15 protein-coding genes are annotated in these 19,130 nt (G+C 62.6%); 4 read left to right on the plus strand and 11 right to left on the minus strand.

All coding sequences use genetic code 11. The features are described from left to right. The first annotated feature begins 94 nt into the window (after positions 1-94). Positions 95-1,396, plus strand: coding sequence for an epoxide hydrolase family protein (locus EAH76_RS12200; RefSeq protein WP_140850557.1), 1,302 nt, complete (start codon positions 95-97; stop codon positions 1,394-1,396). A 228-nt stretch (positions 1,397-1,624) separates the two neighbouring features. Here the strand turns inward: EAH76_RS12200 and EAH76_RS12205 are convergent, their stop codons facing one another. The 7 genes from EAH76_RS12205 to EAH76_RS12240 form a co-directional block, all read right to left on the minus strand. Then, entirely contained in the window at positions 1,625-2,035 is a 411-nt protein-coding gene (locus tag EAH76_RS12205; RefSeq protein ID WP_161989032.1) for a nuclear transport factor 2 family protein, read from the minus strand. 194 nt (positions 2,036-2,229) lie between these two features. After that, positions 2,230-2,559, minus strand: a complete 330-nt coding sequence (locus EAH76_RS12210; protein ID WP_140850559.1) for a putative quinol monooxygenase — start codon at positions 2,557-2,559, stop codon at positions 2,230-2,232. Between the two features lie 103 nt (positions 2,560-2,662). Next, the gene (locus EAH76_RS12215) at positions 2,663-3,004 is read right to left on the minus strand and encodes an EthD domain-containing protein (protein ID WP_140850560.1); all 342 of its coding nucleotides are present in this window, start codon (positions 3,002-3,004) and stop codon (positions 2,663-2,665) included. A gap of 223 nt (positions 3,005-3,227) precedes the next feature. Then, positions 3,228-3,461 carry a hypothetical protein gene (locus EAH76_RS24105; protein WP_140850561.1) on the minus strand — a complete coding sequence of 78 codons (234 nt, stop codon included), beginning with the start codon at positions 3,459-3,461 and terminating at the stop codon, positions 3,228-3,230. 351 nt (positions 3,462-3,812) lie between these two features. After that, on the minus strand, positions 3,813-5,111 hold the full coding sequence (locus EAH76_RS12225; RefSeq protein ID WP_140850562.1) for a tyrosine-type recombinase/integrase: 1,299 nt from the start codon (positions 5,109-5,111) through the stop codon (positions 3,813-3,815). Between the two features lie 568 nt (positions 5,112-5,679). Further along, positions 5,680-6,180, minus strand: a complete 501-nt coding sequence (locus EAH76_RS12235) for a hypothetical protein (RefSeq protein WP_140850563.1) — start codon at positions 6,178-6,180, stop codon at positions 5,680-5,682. A 29-nt stretch (positions 6,181-6,209) separates the two neighbouring features. Continuing rightward, positions 6,210-6,689 (minus strand): cupin domain-containing protein, encoded by a 480-nt coding sequence (locus EAH76_RS12240; protein WP_140850564.1) that lies wholly within the window; start codon positions 6,687-6,689, stop codon positions 6,210-6,212. Positions 6,690-7,244: 555 nt separating this feature from the next. Here EAH76_RS12240 and EAH76_RS12245 point away from each other — a divergent pair. Then, positions 7,245-10,028 carry a TonB-dependent receptor gene (locus EAH76_RS12245; protein ID WP_241659676.1) on the plus strand — a complete coding sequence of 928 codons (2,784 nt, stop codon included), beginning with the start codon at positions 7,245-7,247 and terminating at the stop codon, positions 10,026-10,028. Positions 10,029-10,175: 147 nt separating this feature from the next. Here EAH76_RS12245 and bamA read toward each other — a convergent pair whose 3' ends face one another. Next, complete coding sequence (gene bamA / locus EAH76_RS12250; RefSeq protein WP_140850566.1) at positions 10,176-12,761, minus strand: outer membrane protein assembly factor BamA; 2,586 nt, start codon at positions 12,759-12,761, stop codon at positions 10,176-10,178. 236 nt (positions 12,762-12,997) lie between these two features. Between bamA and EAH76_RS12255 the strand changes: the two genes are divergently transcribed. Further along, on the plus strand, positions 12,998-13,324 hold the full coding sequence (locus EAH76_RS12255) for a hypothetical protein (protein WP_140850567.1): 327 nt from the start codon (positions 12,998-13,000) through the stop codon (positions 13,322-13,324). A gap of 9 nt (positions 13,325-13,333) precedes the next feature. Here the strand turns inward: EAH76_RS12255 and EAH76_RS12260 are convergent, their stop codons facing one another. Both EAH76_RS12260 and EAH76_RS12265 read right to left on the minus strand, forming a co-directional pair. Beyond that, the gene (locus EAH76_RS12260; RefSeq protein ID WP_140850568.1) at positions 13,334-14,671 is read right to left on the minus strand and encodes an ATP-binding protein; all 1,338 of its coding nucleotides are present in this window, start codon (positions 14,669-14,671) and stop codon (positions 13,334-13,336) included. Continuing rightward, on the minus strand, positions 14,668-15,384 hold the full coding sequence (locus EAH76_RS12265; protein WP_194150995.1) for a response regulator: 717 nt from the start codon (positions 15,382-15,384) through the stop codon (positions 14,668-14,670). Before EAH76_RS12265 ends, EAH76_RS12260 begins: the two co-directional genes overlap by 4 nt. 186 nt (positions 15,385-15,570) lie before the next feature. Here EAH76_RS12265 and EAH76_RS12270 point away from each other — a divergent pair, with 186 nt between their 5' ends. Further along, entirely contained in the window at positions 15,571-16,371 is an 801-nt protein-coding gene (locus EAH76_RS12270; RefSeq protein ID WP_140850569.1) for a response regulator, read from the plus strand. A 51-nt stretch (positions 16,372-16,422) separates the two neighbouring features. Here the strand turns inward: EAH76_RS12270 and EAH76_RS12275 are convergent, their stop codons facing one another. Further along, a complete protein-coding gene (locus EAH76_RS12275; RefSeq protein ID WP_241659677.1) occupies positions 16,423-18,987 on the minus strand; it encodes a TonB-dependent receptor in 2,565 nt (854 codons plus the stop codon). Positions 18,988-19,130 lie beyond the last annotated feature (143 nt).

The following is a 19,130-nucleotide window of genomic DNA, read 5'->3' on the forward strand; positions in this document are numbered from 1 at the left end:
TGTTTGCTGGCGCTTCCAGATCGCTCGGGATCGGCATCCGGCGGGTGAAGGCCGGATTGCCTCGTAGAGTTCATGAATTTGGAGGATTGGAGATATGGCTGAGGTGCACGAAGGAACTGAGGGTTTCCCAGTACGCCGCCGCGACTTTCTTGTCAGTGCCATCACAGGCGGCGGAGCCGCCATATTGGCGCTCGATGCCGCACAGGCCACCAGATCCGACAACCGTAGCGATGTGCCACAGCCTGCGACAGCCATGGCGATTGCACCGTTTCGGGCGAGGCTGGCACCCGCCGCGGTTTCGGACCTTCGCCGACGGCTATCGATGGCGCGGTGGCCGGAGCGGGAAACCGTGTCCGATTGGTCGCAGGGGGTGCCACTTGCCAAGCTGCAGGCGCTGATCGCTTATTGGCGCGACCATTATGACATGCACCGACTGGAGACCCGGCTGAACGAAGTCAACCAGTTCCGTACTCATATCGACGGCCTCGGCATCCATTTCATACATGTGCGGTCGCGTCACGCCAATGCCAGGCCCATCATCCTAACTCATGGATGGCCGGGATCGGTGATTGAGTTTCTGAATATCATCGGCCCCCTGACTGACCCTACAGCACACGGGGGCCGCGCAGAAGACGCGTTCCATGTCGTGATCCCGTCGTTGCCGGGCTATGGGTTTTCAGACAGGCCGACCGAGCGCGGCTGGGGTCTGCCCCGGATCGCACGTGCCTGGGGCGCGCTGATGACGCGGCTGGGATACCAGCGCTATGTCGCGCAGGGCGGTGACTGGGGGGCCGGCGTGACCACTTGGATGGCGAAGCAGAATGTGCCGGGCTTAGTTGGCATCCATCTCAATCTGCCACTGCTGGTCCCCCCGCCAATCGAGGGTGCACCGAACGCCGAGGAGCAGGCGTCGATCGTGCAACTCGTTGCTTTCGATAAGGACGCTTCCGGTTATGCCAAAATACAGGGCACCCGCCCGCAGACGATCGCTTACGCTCTGGCCGACTCCCCGGTTGGCCAAGCGGCGTGGATCTACGAAAAATTCGCCGATTGGACCGACACGAGACACGAGCCCGAAAGCGAGGTGTCGCGTGACCAGATGCTCGACAACATCATGTTGTACTGGATGACCGATACGGCCGCATCGTCGGCACGCCTGTATTTCGAGAGCTTCACGACTGATTTTTCTGCACAGAAGCTTGATTTACCGGTGGCAGTCAGCGTTTTCCCCGGTGAACTCTACCGACCTCTGAAAATATGGGGGAAGCGCATATATTCCAATCTGGTGTATTGGAACGAGGTCTCGAAAGGCGGCCATTTCGCGGCGTTCGAGCAGCCGGGCATTTTTGTCGAGGAACTCCGACGCTCGGTGCCGAAGTTGATCGGAGCAGCATAACTGTCCGCCATTGGTCCGGCGCCCATAAAAACTTCCTCGCGACGTCGCATGCGATCAGGGGGGGGGCAGCCGAGTTTCTTCGAAGCAGCCGAGCCGTTTCGGTCGTTGCCAAGGCTGACGGGACATGGAGTCATCCGCTTTGCCGTCAGCGAAAACTGAGCTCGGAGCGATCGGGAATGTTGCAAATGCCGATGAGAACGGCTGGCTCGGTAGCGGCCAGTGAGAAAATCACATAAGAACCGGCAGTTGAAAAGCGTTCACCAACTGCACCGGATCATAATACTCGGCTATATACGACAATAGACCTTCTGTTATGCGGAAGTGCGCAATGTATTTCTGGGCGTATCGACGACCTGTCGCTGGAACAATCGTATCAACTTCGTAGGTAGCGAAGCCCTGTTGAGGGTCAGCCGATCCATAGATTGTAGGATTGGTAAACCTGAGATCAGGGACCTGTTTGAAAAACGCCCTAACACCCTCGCTCACAACTGCCTTACCTTGCATGCTCGTCGGATTGCCTGCCGATTTCGCATATGGGAACTCGAGAAGAATATCGTCATGGATCAATTCCAGCCACGCGTCGAAATCGGTGGTGGAAAGGGCGAGATGATTTCGAAAGAGTGTTTCCGTAGCAAGCATGAGGCGACTCCAACGAGGTCTGCTTACACTTGAATTCGCGGCATCGCGCGGGGTGCGCTCAATGGCAACGACACGCGTCCTCACGGCCGCTCTCGCGGCATTTACTGTCCCCACGGCTTCGGACGTTGAAGACATAAGCGGCGATGGGTGGCCGACCGCGTCCCGTCCGGACGAGAGAGCGAGGGACTAGACAGCTAAACGGTGGGCATCGCGGTCGGCACCCGGTCCGAAACCAGGTAAACATCAGAACGATAAGTTTCGATCCTCAACTTCCTGGCCTCTCTGAGCGCGTCGTGAAACGCTGGGTTCGCGAGATGCTTGTCCAGGGCAGCTTGGTCTCTCCAGCTCTCGACCAGCCGGAAGGTTGTGGGATCGCCGACGTCTTGGACTACATCCAAGAAGAGGCAGCCATCGTGCGATGTGGCTTCGGTCGCCATCCGTACCGCGACGGACGCGAATGCGTCTACGTCATCACTATGCACGCGGTAGATGGCGTAAATGATCATCGCGGGTACGTCGTCCATTTTCGGATATCCTATGAAAGGTTGAGCGGATGAAGAGCCAAGAGCGACCTGACGATAAAAGAATACAGAATGCGGCTTCCTCGGTATTCACTAGGTGCCGCCCCTACGCGGTCTCTCTTTCTTCGGTAAACAATATACGGGTTTTCGACTGGTCGATGAAATTGGGTTCGTCCGGGGGAATCGTCCCAAGGTATTCATCTGACGTCATGATATTTATCGCCGATTGAAGGTCATCGAACCACAGCTCGGCCATGCCGTCGAAGTCCGCGACGGGCAGACCCTCCGGTACATCGTCCACCGCGATTTGTTGAATGTACCTCCTAATGACGCGATTCGCCTCGGGGAGCGAATGTATCTTCGGGGCATGCTCCCTGAGCCAGTAATCACCAAACTCCTTGCGGGTGATATCTTCTCTGCGCTTGAGCATTATAGTAAGCTTTAGCATTCCTATGTATCCCAAAATACGTAATAGCGCCAATCAGAAGTGTCTTGCCGCATGCATAAATCCAAGCCACACGTCAGCACGCGCTATTTATTTAATATTATTGATGACAACATCCAGAAATTTACCGAATCATCGTTGCCTGGAAACTAAAGCGATCGGATCACCGGTCAAGCGGTCGTCCATACTTGCTAACGGCAACTTTCATCGTCTAACGATTATCTGACTAACGAGGCTTGGAGCTGTTCGGTGCCGGGGCGCCCCCGACCCGCTTGTTCTGCGGTTTAATTTTTGAAGCAATGCGGCCCGACAAAGCCGCAGCGATTTTTCGTCCGACACGATTGGCGGCTTTTCGTGCCGGATCATGCTCGACATGGGCGTAGATCATCGTCGAGCGGATGTTCGCGTGACCAAGATGTGAATCAGCGCGCAAAGCGGGACCCCGGTAGATTGTTGCCAAGCTATTGATCGTGCGTCGAATCCTTCCCGAGGCAGGGGTCCCGATCGGCGCCGATCGGGACCCCTTCATGGCCCATATTTTCCAAAGGATTATAGATAGTTGCCTCGCTCAGAGGGGGGGGGGGGGGCGTTTTGTTTTGGGCGCCGATCCACACGCCAAACCTACAAAGAACGCCGCTCAGCCCCAGGCCGAGTGGCAGTCGGTCATGGGATAACGCCGTGACGCAAAAGTCGGACCTGCATCGTGGAGAGAGTGTTCGCGTTAAACTGACAGCACTCCGTCTTGGGCTTTGCCATGCGCTACCGACGACAAAAGTACAGCCGGATCGCATGCCAGCTCGTACGGGAAAGGTTATGCGGTCTTGCGGCTGCGTCCTGAAATCGGAAGCTTTCCCGCCAGGGCCGCCGCAATTTTACGACCGACACGGTCCGCAGCTTTCCGGGATGGGTCATGCTGGACGTGTGCGTAGATCATCGTCGAACGCAAGCTGGCGTGGCCGAGGATAGCGCCGGTAAGCGCAAGCGCCTCCCCGGATGACGTAGCGGTCGCGCCCAGCGTGTGCCGCAAAGTGTGCGGCGTTACGCCAGGAAGACCGGCTTTCTTGATGATCTTTGGCCATATCGTCTTTGTGCCCTGAAAATGCCCCTCACCTCGATCGGCTGGAAAAACAAATGCACTGCTCTCGATAGGCGAGATGTTTTGCAGGATCTCAAGGGCGGCCGCCGCCAACGGGCGGATCGACTTGCCAGTTTTCGTATCGTCTAGGGTCAAGAGCCCGCGTTCGAAATCAATCTCGCTCCATTTCAATTCCGCGATCTCCTGCCGCCGGCACCCGGTCAAAGCCCAAAGCCGCGCGATCGTCAGCGCCTTGATATTGACTCCTTCCGCCTCCAATGCGTCGCACGCGGCACCGAGCAACGCGACCTCGTCGAGTGTGAGGAAGCGCGTTCGCTGATGGTCTGTCTTTTTCACCACGGCTTTTTCACATGGGTTGTTTTGAACTATCCCATGCCGACAGGCGAAGCTGAACACCGCGGACAAATCCCGGAAGACTTTGCGCGCGGCCCCGTCGCCGCCGCGGACGACAATGCGTCGGCGCGGGCCAATTTTAGTGTCCGAACGACTCTTGCCCGCGGCGACGTCTCGGAAGAAGCGCTCAATCTCCGGAATGCCCACTTCGGTTACACGCTTATGACCAAGAAGCGGGACAACATGATGCCGAAGTCGGGCAATAGTATAGGTCTTGGTCCGCTCCTTCATGGGTTCTCCCTGACGCTTCCCGCGCTGAATGTAGCAGCCTTCTTCTTCATAGAGATCGATGAGGCCATTCATCTTCATTTCCATGCGCTTTGCACGGCGCTCGTCGCCGGGATCCTCACCGACAGCCACGCCGCCTAAAAGCACTTTTGCCTGTTTGCGAGCTTCATCGACTGTCAGGTTTCCGAATTTTCCAACGGTGACCAACCGCTGGGGAGCGGTCCTCCCGCCTCCTGCAGCGCGGTAGCGAATGACGAATGCCTTAGCTCCGCTCACCTCGATACGGATTCCAAATCCACTCAACTCGCTATCCCAAACGACATAGCGACTTTCACCTGGCTCGGCCGCGTCAACGACGCGCTTGGTCAGTCGAAGCTGTTTTCCCTTAGCCATTCACCACCCCAACCTTGGAGATTTTGGTCAACACCTGGTCATCACCGACGCCGGAAATCGCAGGTTCGGTCCCGGACATCATAGCGTAGATTTTTAGATAATACTACTTATAGATCAGTGGGTTATAGCGTAGGCCAGCGACCTCTGGCGTAGCCTAGAAAATGGGCTTTAGTAACTTTGCCAAGGTTGGGGTCGAGGGTTCGAATCCCTTCGCCCGCTCCAGGTTTCCAGAGGGAAACTGCGGCTTACAGCGTAAGCCGCCTTGCACCGCAAAGTTAGATGCGCTCCGAGCCGAAGCCAGAGCCTGGCTTGCGCTTTTTCCAGCATTGATGCGCGCAGCTGAAAATTCGCCCTGCTTGAAGGCGTCGGATCTTCGGATCGATGCGGCGTCGACAGAATCGTTGCCGTTGCCGCGCGCCGGCGCAGCATGCGCGTCGCCAGGCAGCTATGCGCCAGCCCCTGCCCCTAACCGCGCAATTTTGGCGTCCCAGCGGGGAAGGCAAGGCGCTGCTCGATGCCGCAAAGGCCAGCCGCGACCTACGCCAGTCCGGATCTCTGTCGGCGGCCCCTACGGTTCCGCGCGACGATGGGTCCACGCCTGCGCAGCTCGCTCAGCGCGCGTCGGCACCACCGCCCAATGACAGGCGTTCGGGCCGAAATCGCGGCGGAAATCGTCGCGCCTGAGCGTCATGCCGACCGGGCGCTCCCCCATATCCGCCAGAAATGCGGGGAAATCGTCTCGCCACCGCGCGGCGACCGCGATCCCGCGGCCGCCGCATTGCGGATAGCCGCTGACCTTTGGATTGTTGCACATGCTCTTCATCGCCTGCCAGGCGCGGTAGGTCGGCGCATGCCGTTTGTCGGCGCGCTCGCCATGCGTGTGCAGCCGCGCGGCGCTGATCTCGCGGTGTCTGCAGCCGCAACTCGTGGTGCTTCCGCCCCGTACGTTGCCGCCATGGGCGACGATCATGGCGCCGCAATCACAGGCGAACAGCCAATGGCAATGCCCATGCCGATCCGTATGCGAAAATTCCACGCCCAGAAGCCGCGCATAGCGCAGCCCGGCCATGTCGATCCGGAGCTTGCGCATCGTCCCCTTCAACCGTGCTTGTCTGCTGGATGCTCCGGTTGCACGGACCAGGCCGCCGGTTCGTCGACCTGGTCTGCCTTGGCCGCCGCTGCAGTGGCCTGCACGGCGTCCAGCCGATGATGCGCAGGGGCATAGACGGTATAGAGTTGCATCGGCGTCGTGCCGGTATTGGTGATGTTGTGCCACGTCCCCGCCGGAACGAGCACACACCAGCCGTCCGAAACGTCCTTCTCGAAGGTCAGCCTGTCCTTGGCAGCACCCATCTGCACGCGGCCACGGCCGGCATCGAGGCGCAGGAACTGATCGGTCTGGGGATGCGCTTCGAGACCGACATCGCCCCCGACCGGGATCGACATCAGCGTGACCTGCAGATAGCGGCCGCTCCACGCGACCGACCGATACTCGGCATTGTCCCGTGTCGCGCTTTCGAGGTCGAACGATTGCGGCTGTGGCCCGACGTCCTTGATCCTTGAATCCGTGCCGACCATTGTTCGTCTCCTCGCGCGCATCGCCCATCGGCTCACCCGCCAAAGGGAACACGCGTGGCGTGCCGCCATCGGGCTATCCGGCAGGCCAGCGCGATCCGACAGCCTCGGGAACTACGCACGGAGGGGGTTCGAGACCGCGCCGCCGCTCCACGGAGCAAAGGGGGCGGCCACGATGGCGATCGCCTCGCCACGGCTTTCGGGCGCAAGCCGATACGCGTCCCCGATTACGGCCTTTGGATTCGGTCCGCAGCCCTCCAACGCGACGGTCGTCCCCGCTTTAGGCCAAAGGCAGACCGGTTTGGCTCAAGTGTTACCCCAACAAGCGATCGCCTCGACGCCTTGAATATACATATTCCAAAACATTGCGAAACAAATAATAATATTTCTAAACAATCTGTGACCGCAATCGTACAGATTACCGAGTTATCATAAACGACCGACATTATCGTTTGATGATCAAAGCGACTTGCCGGACATCCTTGTGCGAGCAGAACTGAGCGTCTGCGTTCCTCTCACATTGGATGCGCCATGCGAACAAAAAGTGTTGCAAGACTTTTGACGACCACGCTTGCGGTAATCTTTCCCGGCACGCTCCTCGCACAGACGAGCGCGGCGGATGCCACGACCGAACCAACTGCCGCGGATACCGCCCCAGCCGACATCGTCGTCACCGGGTCGCGCATCGCACGGCCCGACCTGCAGCAATCCTCGCCGATCTCGGTGATCTCCGCCAAGGAGCTCGCGCTTACGGGCCAGATCAATATCGAAGGCGTGCTCAAGGATCTGCCGCAGCTCATCCCGAGCACGACGGGGGCCTCGAATAATCCCGGCGGCGGCGTCGCGACCGCCGATCTGCGCGGGCTCGGCGCGACGCGCACGCTCGTGCTCGTCGATGGGCGCCGCTACGTGTCGTACGATTCGACCCAGGTCGTCGATCTCAACACCATCCCGACCGGCCTGATCGAACGCGTCGACATCGTCAGCGGCGGGCGCTCGGCGGTGTATGGCTCGGATGCGATCTCGGGCGTCGTCAATTTCGTGATGAAGAAGGATTTCTCCGGCATCGAGGCCAATGCCAACTACCGCATTACCGGCCAAGGCGACGGCGGGACGGCGAACGCGCATCTCTTGGTCGGCCAGAATTTCGACAGCGGGCGCGGCAACGTCACGCTGTATCTCGATTATACCAAGCGCGACGCGATCCTGCAGAACGACCGCGGCTATTCGCGCCAGGCCCTCGTCGATGACGGTTCGGGCGGGCTGATCGCGGGCGGTTCGGGATCGATCGAGGGCACGCGCTTCGCGATCGGCGGGGTGAGCCGCAAGTTCGGCACCGACGGCAGCTATTCGGCGTACAATTCGCAGACCGACGCCTATAATTACGCGCCGTACAATTATCTGCAGGTCCCGCAGGAGCGCTATCTCGTCAGCAGCCAGGCGCATTACGACGTCAGCGACCATTTGACGCTCTATGCCGAGGGTCAATACATCCACAATACGGTCAAGAACCAGCTCGCGCCGACCCCGTTCACCGGCTCGGTCCAGATCGACAATGATTCGTCGTTCCTGTCGGCCTCGTCGCAGGCACTGCTCAAGGCGGCCGATACCGATCGCGACGGCTATACCACCGCGACGGTCTATCGCCGCCTGTCCGAAGTCGGCAATCGCATCTCGAACGTCGACAACAAAGCTTATCGCGGCGTGTTCGGGGCCAAGGGCGAGATCAGCGGCGACTGGAAGTACGACGCCTATTTCAGCTATTCGCACACCCAGCAGATCGAGACGCAGAGCGGCAACGTGTCGCGCTCGCGCGTGCTGCAGGGGCTGAAGACGACGTATGATTCGTCGGGCAACCTCGTCTGCTCGGATCCGAGCAATGGCTGCGTTCCGGTCAACATCTACGGCGCGGGCAATATCAGCAGTGCGGCGGCCAAATTCATCTCGATCGATACCCGCAACGTCAGCGACATCACCGAGAAGGTGGCGAGCGCGTCGATCACCAACGGCAATCTGTTCAACCTCGGCGCCGGGCCGGCCGGCCTCGCGATCGGTACCGAATATCGCGACGAATATGGCAGCTACAATCCCGATGCCGCGCTCTCCTCGGGCGACGTGGTCGGCTTCAACGGCAGCCAGGGGCTGGCCGGCGGCTACAACGTCAAGGAAGTCTATGGCGAGCTCGAAGTGCCGCTGCTTGCCGACAAGCCGTTGATCCACAGCCTCACCGCGAATGGCGCGTATCGCTATTCCTATTATTCTACCGCGGCGAAATCGGTCAGCACCTATTCGGGCGGGCTCGTCTGGTCGCCGATCCGCGATATCAGCCTGCGCGGGCAATATTCGCGGGCGGTGCGCGCGCCGACGGTGTCGAACCTGTACAGCGGCACCTCGCAGGACTTCCCGACCGCAACCGATCCGTGCACGCTCGCGGTCGCCAAGACCAACGCCAATCTGCGGGCGAACTGCATCGCCACCGGCGTCGCGGCAAGCGCGCTCGGCACCGCCTATGACGGTGGCAGCACGCAGATCGATTCGATCACCGGCGGCAACCCCAATTTGCGGGAGGAAACCGCCGACACCTACACGGTCGGTGCGGTGTTCCAGCCGCGCTTCCTCAAGCGCATCTCGCTGACGGTCGATTATTATCGCATCAAGATCGCCAACTACATCTCGACCGCGGGCACGAGCAATCTGATCCGCGCCTGCTATGGCGATGCGGCGAACGGCTACACGTCGTACAACAGCAGCTATTGCGCGCAGCTGCCGCGCGACGCCAACAGCTATGCGATCACGGGAGCGGTCAATCTGCTCTCCAACACCGGCGGCGTGACCACGCGCGGCATCGATTTCGAGGCCCGCTATTCGGTCCCGCTGTCGATCGGCGCACCCAACACCAACCTCTCGTTCCGCCTCAGCGGCACGCGCCTGATCGCGTTCGACTACAATCCGGTCGCGGCGATCTCGGGGCTCAACGTCGATTGCGCCGGCAAGTTCGGCGTCACCTGCGGCAACCCCTATGCGAAATGGCGGCTGTCGGCGCGCACGACGCTGACCACCGGCCCGGTGACGCTGTCGGTGCTCTACCGCTATCTGTCGCCGGTCGACGACGACGACCCCACGACCGACTATTCGGTCGAGCACATCAAGGCGTATCATTACTTCGACACGACGCTGTCGATCGACGTGGCGAAGAGGTTCACCTGGACCTTGGGCGTCAACAACATGTTCGACCGCAGCCCGCCGATCCTCGGCGACAATCAGGAGCAGGGGAATACCTATCCCTCGACCTACGATCCGTATGGCCGGACGTTCTTCTCGGGCGTGACGCTGAAGTTCTGACGATCAGCCTGGGGTGACTCTGAACCGTCACCCCGGGCTTATCCCGGGGTCCATCGCGATCCGCGTCCTGCCAATGAAGCATGCGCGGCACGGTGGCCCCCGGGACGAGCCCGGGGTGACAAAGGGGTGGGACGGCGGATCCAGACCCTAGAACTGCCCGCCGACGTTAAAGGTAACGAGCTTGGTATCGTCGCCCTTCTGCTTGAGCAGCGCCTTGGCGAGATCGATCCGCAGCGGGCCGAACGGCGAATTCCAATTGACCCCGATGCCGATCGAGACGCGGGGCTTGGGGCTGTTGCCCGAATAGCTCTCGCGATACGCGCTCAGCGCATAGGTATAGGGCGTGCCGGTGTTGGTCGTCGTGCTGTTGCCGTCGGCATCGAGGAACAGCAGATTGCCGTTGCTGTTGGTATATTGCCGGGTCGCGGTGGTGCAGGCGACCGCGGCGACGATCGCCGCCGCGCAGCTGTCGGTCAGCGTCGGCGTCTTGCCACCGAACACCGCGCCGATATCGGCATAGATCGACGGCCGCAGGCCGAGCTCGCGCGCCCCCGCGCCGAGCGGCAGCTCGAGCTCAAGCCGCCCACGATAATAGGTATCGCCGCCGAGCGATTCCGACGTGTCGTTGCTCGATGCGGTCAGCGTCGAAGGGACTACCGACGTATCGTAATATTGCCGCGTCACGCGCGGGCCTACGCCGCGAATGTCGAAGCCGCGCAGCTGCGGATTGCCGAGGAAGAAGCGGTCGGTCAGCCGGACGTCCTGCCCGATCCCCTCGATATGCCCGCCCTCGGCCTGCGCATTGAGCACGAAGCCTGAGCCGAGCCCCCAATATTTCGCCGCGACGATCGTCGTGCGCAAATAGCGCGTGTCGCCGCCGACGCCGGCGAAATCCTGGCTGATCGACAGGCGCGAGCCCTTGGTCGGGTTGATCCGGCTGTTGAGCGAATCGCGGATCAGCGAATAGCCGATCGACGAGGTCCAGCGATTGCCGATCGCATCGCACAGATAGGAGCCGGCAAGCGCTGTGTCGCACACGCCGTTGGTGTAATAGGTCGCCTTGTCGAGCGCGACCTGATCGTAGGACAGGCCGTAGCGCGCCGAGGCCGTCCAATATTCGGTCAGCGGCACCGCGGCGCGCACCTGGAAGCCGGTCGAGACCTGCGTGTAGGTCGTCGTGTCGGTATCGCCGACGGTGTTGTACGACCGATAGTCGCGCCGGAAGAGATCGACACCGACCGCGACGTTCGAGCCGAACAGATAGGGCTCGGTAAAGCCCGCCTCGATCGACTTGGAATAGGTCGAATAGCTCGCGCTGAGACGGAGTTCCTGCCCCTTGCCGCGGAAGTTGCGCTGCTTGATCGAGGCCTGGATCGTCGCCTTGTCCTGGCTCGAATAGCCGGCCGACAACGACAGCTCGCCAGTCGCCTTCTCCTGCAGGTCGGCGGTCAGGATCGCGCGATCGGGCGCAGACCCTTGCGTCTGCTTGATCTCGAACTTGTCCTGGAAATAGCCGAGCGAGTTGATGCGGTCCTGCGAACGCTTGACCTGGAAGCTGTTGAACGCATCGCCTTCCGACAGGCGGATCTCGCGGCGGATCACCTTGTCTTGCGTCTGCGTGTTGCCGTTGATGTCGATCCGCTCGACATAGGTGCGCTTGGTTTCGGCGATATGGAAGTTGATCCCCATCGTCAGCGTGTCCTTGTCGCGCTGGAAGTCGGGGCTGACGTCGGTGAAGGCGTACCCGAACAGGCCAGCCGCCTCGCTCAGCGAATCGACCGAGGTCTCGACCTTCTTGGCATCGTACCAATCGCCCTTGTTGATCCCGAGGCTGGTCGCGAGCTTCTTGTTGTCGAAGTCGCGGATATCGCTGTCGACCGTCACGTCGCCGAATTTGTAGCGTTTGCCCTCCACCACCACATAGGTGATGATGAAGTCCTTCTTGTCGGGCGTCAGTTCGGCGACCGCCGAGGTCACCTTGAAGTCGGCATAGCCCTCGGTCAGGTAGAATTGCCGCAGCTTCTGCTGGTCGTAGGCGAGGCGGTCCTGGTCGTAGCTAGTGTTCGAGCTGAGCAGCGTGGTGAGGCGCGACTGCTTGGTCGCCATCTGCTCGCGCAGTTTCGAATCCGAGAATACGGCATTGCCGAGGATGTTGATCTGGCGGACCTTCGACTTCGGGCCTTCGCTGACTTCGAAGATCACATCGACGCGGTTCTGGTCGAGCGACACCATCTTTGGATCGACCACCGCGGCGAAGCGGCCCTGGCGGCGATACAGTTCGACGATCCGCGCGACGTCCTGCCGCACCGCCGTCCGCGTAAAGATCTGGCGCGGCGCGAGTTTCACCTCCTTCTTGATCTTGTCTTCCTTGAGCCGCTTGTTGCCCTCGAAGATGATGCGGTTGATCACCGGGTTTTCGCGCACGCGCAGCACCAGCTGCCCGGTATCGGCGCCGGCGATCACGACGTCGGCGAACAGTTCGCTCGCGTAGAGATCCTTGATCGCCTGATCGAGCGTCTCGTTGGTAAACGGCTGCCCGGTGCGCAGCATGGTATAGGAGAGCACAGTCTCGGGCTCGAGCCGCTGCGCGCCCTCGACGCGGATCGACGTGATCGTGCCGCCGGCGACCGGCGTCGCGGGCGGCTGGGGTTGGGTGAGCGGGACGGCGGTGGCCGCACGCTGGGCGCCGGCAGAGGCGAAAACGATCGGCACGACGGCCAGCACCAAGAACATTATTGCATCTCCAACGAGACGCGGGGCTAGGCAGTGCATGTGTCTCGCGGATGTTCGCGCATTGCCGGGTGCGGTCGCATTGCGTCAGCCGCGGCACATCGCGTTACAGGCGCGCCGCGTAGCCCCGTGCGCGCATGTGTCAGAACCGCCGAGCGCCAGACATTTCACGGACATTCGGCCGGGGCATCACCCTCCCCGTGCCCCGCCCCCCAGGGTGCTTGTCTGAAAGGCTTGCCATGTTCGTTGCCGTCAAAAGTCCGATCGTCCCCGCGCCGAAGGTCGCGCTGGAGCAGCCGCCGTTCGTCGACAATCCCTTCGCGCCCGAAATCTTCGTCACCGGCTATTCGGGCCTCGCCAATCTCAACGGCGTGATCGTGCTGACGCTCGAAAGCGCGCGCTGCGACCATAGCCGCCCGCAGCCCGCGCTCGAACGCGTCGTCGTCGGGCGCGTCGCGCTCACCACCACCGCCGCGCTCGAGCTCGTCACCGGGCTCAACCAGTTCCTCGAGCAACAGGGGCTGAGCGCGTCACGGATGCTCGCCGACGGTGCGACCTTCCAGTAAGGCGCGCGGCTAGAGCGGCAGCGTGACGCGCGCGAGCAGCCCGCTGCCGGGGCGGTTCTCGAGCGCCGCGTCGCCGCCATGCGCGCGGGCGACCGCTCGGACGCTGGCGAGACCCAGCCCGGTGCCGCCGGTATCGCGGCTGCGCGAGCGTTCGGCGCGGAAGAAGGGCTCGAACGCGCGCGCCAGATCCTCGGCGACCATCCCGGGCCCGCTATCGCTGACCTCGATCGTGACGACGTTGCGGCCGCGACGCAGCTCGATCTGCGCGGTGCCGGCATAGAGCACGGCATTCTCGACCAGATTGGCGAGCAGTGCTTTCAGCGCGGGCGCATCGGCCTCCATCGCGATCGCCGGCCCGGGCAGCAGCGTCACGCTGCCGCCGCGGTCGCTCGCGTCCGACGCCACGCTTTCGGCCAGCGAGCGCAGGTCGAGCCGCTGGCGCGAGACGTGCCGCGTCATTTCGCGGACGAATGCCATCGCCGCGCCGATCCGCTCGCTCATCTCGCGAATGTCCTCCTCGCCAGCGAGCCGGATGTCGTCGGGCGCCTTTTCGAGCCGCAGCGAAAGCCGCATCAGCGGCGTGCGCAGATCATGCGCGACCGCCGCGATCAGCGTGGTGCGATCCTCGACATAGCGGTTGAGCCGTTCCTGCATCTGGTTGAAGGTCGCCGCGGCCTCGGCGATCTCGGGCGGGCCCGTCAGCGCCAGCGGCGCGGCGCGAGGGTCGCGGCCCAAGCGGTCGGCTGCGGCAGAGAACATCGCGATCGGCTTGGCGATCCGGCGCGACATCGCCCAGGCAAAGGGTGCCACGCCGAGGATCGCGATCACGAACCACAGGACGAAACGCAACCGCCACGAACTGAAGCGCCGCTCGGTCGGCTGGACGACGCGCCAGACCCCGTTGGGCTGGCGGATCGTGACCGCGAAATCGCCGAACAGCGCATCGTCGATCGGTCGTGCCGATGGCCGCCCTGCGCCAGCGCTCCGCGGCGTCGGCGGGCGAAACACGTCGGCGATCGTCGGCGGGCCGTGATGATCGCGCACAACGACGACCGAGGCGATCGGCAGCGCGAGGTCGGAGGCGATCAGCGCGGCGAGCGCCTTGTCGGGCAGCTCGGACTCGGCAGCGGGCGGTGTCGTCGTCAGCCGGACGGTCAGCAATCCGGTCGGATCGCTCCCCGCCTGCGCGATCGCGGCGATCCGGCTGGTGGTATAGAGCACCGGCTTGGGCGGCGGCATGATGATGAACGCTGCGAAGTTGAGCAGCTGGACGAGCAGGACCGTCCCAAGCATCACCGCGAAGATGTGGAGGAAGAGCGGCCAGGACCGGCGGAACGGGTCGTTCATGCGCGCGTCACGCTTGGCACGAAGAAATAGCCCTCGTTGCGGATCGTCCGGATGATTTCGTCGTCGCGCGCGCGCAGCTTGCGGCGCAGGCGGCTGACCTGGACGTCGATCGCGCGGTCGTACGCCTCACTGTCGGGGCCGCGCGCGTCCTCAAGCAGCGCGTCGCGCGTCAGCACGCGGCGCGGGCGGCGGACGAAGGCGCGCAGCACCGAGAATTCGCCATCGGTCAGATCGACCAGCATGCCGCTGCCGTCGATCAGCTCGCGCGCCATGAAATCGACGCGCCAGTCTAGGAAGCGGTACTGGCGCGGCTCCTCGGGCGCCCCGTCGCGCGCGCGCAGCGCCGCACGCACCGTGGCGAGCACCTCGCGCGCGCTGCACGGCTTAGTGAGATAATGGGTCGCGCCGATCTCGAGCCCGAGGATGCGATCGGGCTCGTCGCCGAGCGCGCTCAAGAAGACGATCGGCGGACCGCCGCGCTGCGCGACGCGACGGCAGATCGAAATCCCGTCCTCGCCCGGCATCATGATGTCGAGCAGCATCAGCGAAACCGCATGCCGCGCGAGCGCCATGTCCATTTCCTGCGCATTGGCGGCGGTCTCGACGCGGTAGCCATGCCGCTCGAGGCTTTCGGTCAGCAGCGTGCGAATCGCATGATCGTCATCGACGATCAGCAGGATCGGCCCGTCGCTGGTCTGCGGTTGCACTGTCATCGGCTCGCGGTGGTGTGCCGATGTGTCCGGGATATGTCCATCGACAAGGATTGCCTCTGATCGTGCCGCTGATTCCGCATTTTGTGGCAGCGCGGACAAGACCGGAAACAGCACGGACACGAAACGACGCCATCCAGACGCTACAGCGGCCGTTCGCGGCCCGTGTCCTACCGGAGTTTGCCGACCATGACCGATCTTGCCAGCCACGGCACCGCACCGCTTCCCACGCTCCCCCCCGCCGTCAGCGGCGCGCGCATCGTGATCGTCGACGACGATCCCGGCGTGCGCGAACTGCTCACCGGCTTCCTGGTCGATCACGGCTTCGGCGCCGAGGCGGTCGGCAGCGGCAAGGCCTTGCGCGAACGGCTCGAGCGGCGCGAATGCGATCTGATCGTGCTCGACATCATGATGCCGGGCGAGGACGGCCTGTCGATCCTGCGCTCGCTGATGCACCGCGCCGATGGCCCCGGCATCATCATGCTGTCGGCGGTGACGAGCGAGGTCGACCGGATCGTCGCACTCGAAATGGGCGCCGACGATTATGTCATCAAGCCGACCAGCCCGCGCGAGATCATGGCGCGGATCCGCTCGGTATTGCGGCGGCGTGCCGCGCCCGGTTCGGGCGAAGCGCAGCCCGGCGCGGCGCATGCCCCGCATGTCACGAGCGATTGTTTCGGTTTCGCCGGCTGGACCTTCGATTCGCGGCGCCGCAAGCTGGTCGCGCCGGGCGGTGCGGTCGTCGCGGTGACCGAGACCGAGTATCGCATGCTCGCCATCTTCCTGCGCGATCCTCATGACGTCCACTCCCGGGAAAGCCTCGCCGATCTGACCGGCAAGGAGAATTTCAACGGCAACGACCGGACGATCGACGTCCATGTCAGCCGGTTGCGGCGCAAGCTGGCGCGCGGCAGTGGCGACGAGATCATCCGCACGGTGCGCAACCGCGGCTATCTCTTCCTTCCCCGCGTCGAGGCGCTGGTCGCCTGATGCGGAAAGCAGCAGGGCCGGCCGCGCGTGCGGCCGGCCCTGCCCGTCGGGTCAGAACCCGAAGTGGACCGATCCCACGACGGTGCGCGGCGACCCGAAGGTGTAGCGCGTCGTGCTCGCGGCGTTGGTGCCCGTCGACAGATTGCTGAAATAGCGCTCGTTGAACAGGTTCGACACGTTGAGCTGGAAGTAGGTTTCCTTGAGCCCGACCGGCGCCAGGCTGAAGCGCGCATCGAGATCGACCGTGGTGTAGCCCGCGGCGATCACGTCGTTGATGTCGGTCGCATAGCGGCGGCCGACATGCTTGACCTGCGCGCCGATCGACACCGGCTCGAAATTGGCCTGGACGCGCCCGCCATATTGCCATTTCGGCGTCTCGACGACGAACTTGCCCGCGGTCGCCGCGGTGACGACGCCGGTGGACGGATCGACCGTGTTGTTCTGCAGCCGCGCATCGATGAACGAGCCGAAGCCATAGACCGACAGATGCCGCGTCGGCGAAATGCCGATGCTCGCGTCGACGCCCTTGCTCTTGACCGCGCCGACGTTGCGATCGGTGGTCAGCGTGCCGCCCCCCTCGAGCGTCGTCGTGGTCGAGATGATGCGGTTGTCATAGTACGTGTACCAGCCCGCCACCTGCGCCTGGATCAGCGACGAAGTGTAACGCATGCCGAGATCGAACGTGTCGGTCTTTTCGGCCTTCACTTCGCTGGTGGGCTTAATCTTGACGTCGTCGAAGGCGTAGAGATTGTCGGTGCGCGGCGCCGAGAAGCCCTTGGCGTAGCTGGCAAACGCGCTGAGGTGCGGCACGATCGCATAGGTCAGTCCGATATTGGGCAGCACCGCGCTATAGGTCTTCACGCGGTTGGCGTAGGGCGCGCCGTAGATTGCCGTCGTCGCATTGGCGGCGACCTGGGCCGCGGTCTGCGAGGTGCAATAGGCGTCGCTCGAGCTGCCTGGAATCGTGTAGCAATAGTTGGTCAGGTTGCGGCGGAAGAACGGCGCACGCACGCCGAGCGCGACCTTCAGTTTCTCGTCGAAGTACGACCCGCGATATTCGCCCGAGACCTGATGCAGGATCGCATAGGACAGGCGATTGCGCTTGTTGAGCACGTTGCCGGCCGCGTCGAGCACGGCGTAGTCGCCCTGGCCGTCGAATGCGCTGAACACATTGTACGGCTGGCCGGTCGAATCGAGCAGGCTCATCTCGCCGGTCTGGCGATGCCGCGCGCGATCCCAGGTATAGGCGAGGCGAACCGCATTGTCGGGATTGATCTCGTAGCGCAGCCCGGCGATCGCGGTGAAGCGCTGCGTGCGCGTGTTCGACGGCGCATAGACGCGGACGTAATCGCGCGTGTCGCCATCGCCGTTGATGTCGACGCTGTTCGCGATCCCCGCCCCGAGCCGCTGGAACTGGTAGCTGTAGACGCTCGTCGCCGCCGCCGTGCCGGCCGCGTTGGTCGCCGCGGCATTGCTCTCGGCGAGCACCGCCGAGCCGCCGCCATTGGCGCGCGTGAAGCTGTACGCGCCGTCGAAGGTCAGCGTCAGCTTGTTGCTCAGCGTGAAGCGCGAATTGACGCGGACGTTGCCGGTGTTCGACGGGTTGATCGCGGTCGAGGCGACGTTCGAGCAGGACGAGCGGTCATCCTGCGCGGTGCCGGTGGCGCCGTTCGCCGAGGGGAGCGAGCAGCTCGCATCGTAGAGGACCGACGACGAAGTGTTGTTGAACAGCGTGTCATACTGCGCCTTGCTCGGATCGAGCGTATAGGGCGTCGACGGCGTGATGCCGGTCGATGGCACGGCAGCGGTACCGAGCACGCTGCGGATATTGGCGAGCGTCGGGTTGCTGTACGAGCTGTTGCGGTTCTCGTTGTAATGCGCGGCGATCGAGATGAAGTCGCCATGGTTGCCGAGCGGCTGGTAGATCTTGCCGTTATACTGTTTCTTGTCGAGGCTGCCGTAACCGCGATACTGGTCGTAGGTCTCGCTGCTCGCCGACAGCCACGCCTTGGTGCCGAACTTGGTGAAGGTGCCGGTGTTGAACAGGCCGAACACGCGGTTCATGTCGTAGGTGCCGTGCGAATAGACGACGGTGGCGCCGATCTTGTCGGTCGGGGTGAGCGAGCGATAGTTTACCGTGCCGCCCGAGGCGCTGGCAGTCGGCGAATCGACGTCGGTCGAGCCGAAATTGACGTTGACCTGCTCGATCAGCTCGGGGTCGAGCTGCTGGTTCGAATAGATCGAATAATTGCCCGAATCGTTGAGCGGAATGCCGTCGAACGTCAGCGCGACACGCGCGCCGTCGAAGCCGCGGATGCGGAGCTGGCCGCCCGAGGCGCCATAGGGATCGCTATTGGTGAAATTGACGCCGGGGATCTGGTTGATCGTGTCGAGGATCGACTGGCCGGGGACGCGGTGCGCGATGAACTCCTGCGTCAGCACCGCCTTCGGCTTGGGCGTCTCGGGGATCTCGATGCCGTTGATATTGGGCTTGGTGCGCGTGCCGCTGACGATGATGTCGGTCTCGGCGTCGATCGATCCGGTCGATTGGGCCGCGGCGAAGGTCGGCAAGCCAAAGCCTGCCACTGCAGCACCATACATGAAAGCCTTGCGCATCGTCTTCCTTCTTGAACTACCAAATGGGGATAAAATCGTCCGCCACGGAGGGTCTGTTGAAGACGTAATGCGTAAGATGAATGACAAAGACGATAGGGAATTAAGCGGCCCTATCGTTCTAATAGGACTGCAGTCTGGGTGAC

The sequence above is a fragment of the Sphingomonas glacialis genome, from assembly GCF_006439055.1.
In the GTDB taxonomy this organism is placed as follows: domain Bacteria; phylum Pseudomonadota; class Alphaproteobacteria; order Sphingomonadales; family Sphingomonadaceae; genus Sphingomonas; species Sphingomonas glacialis_A.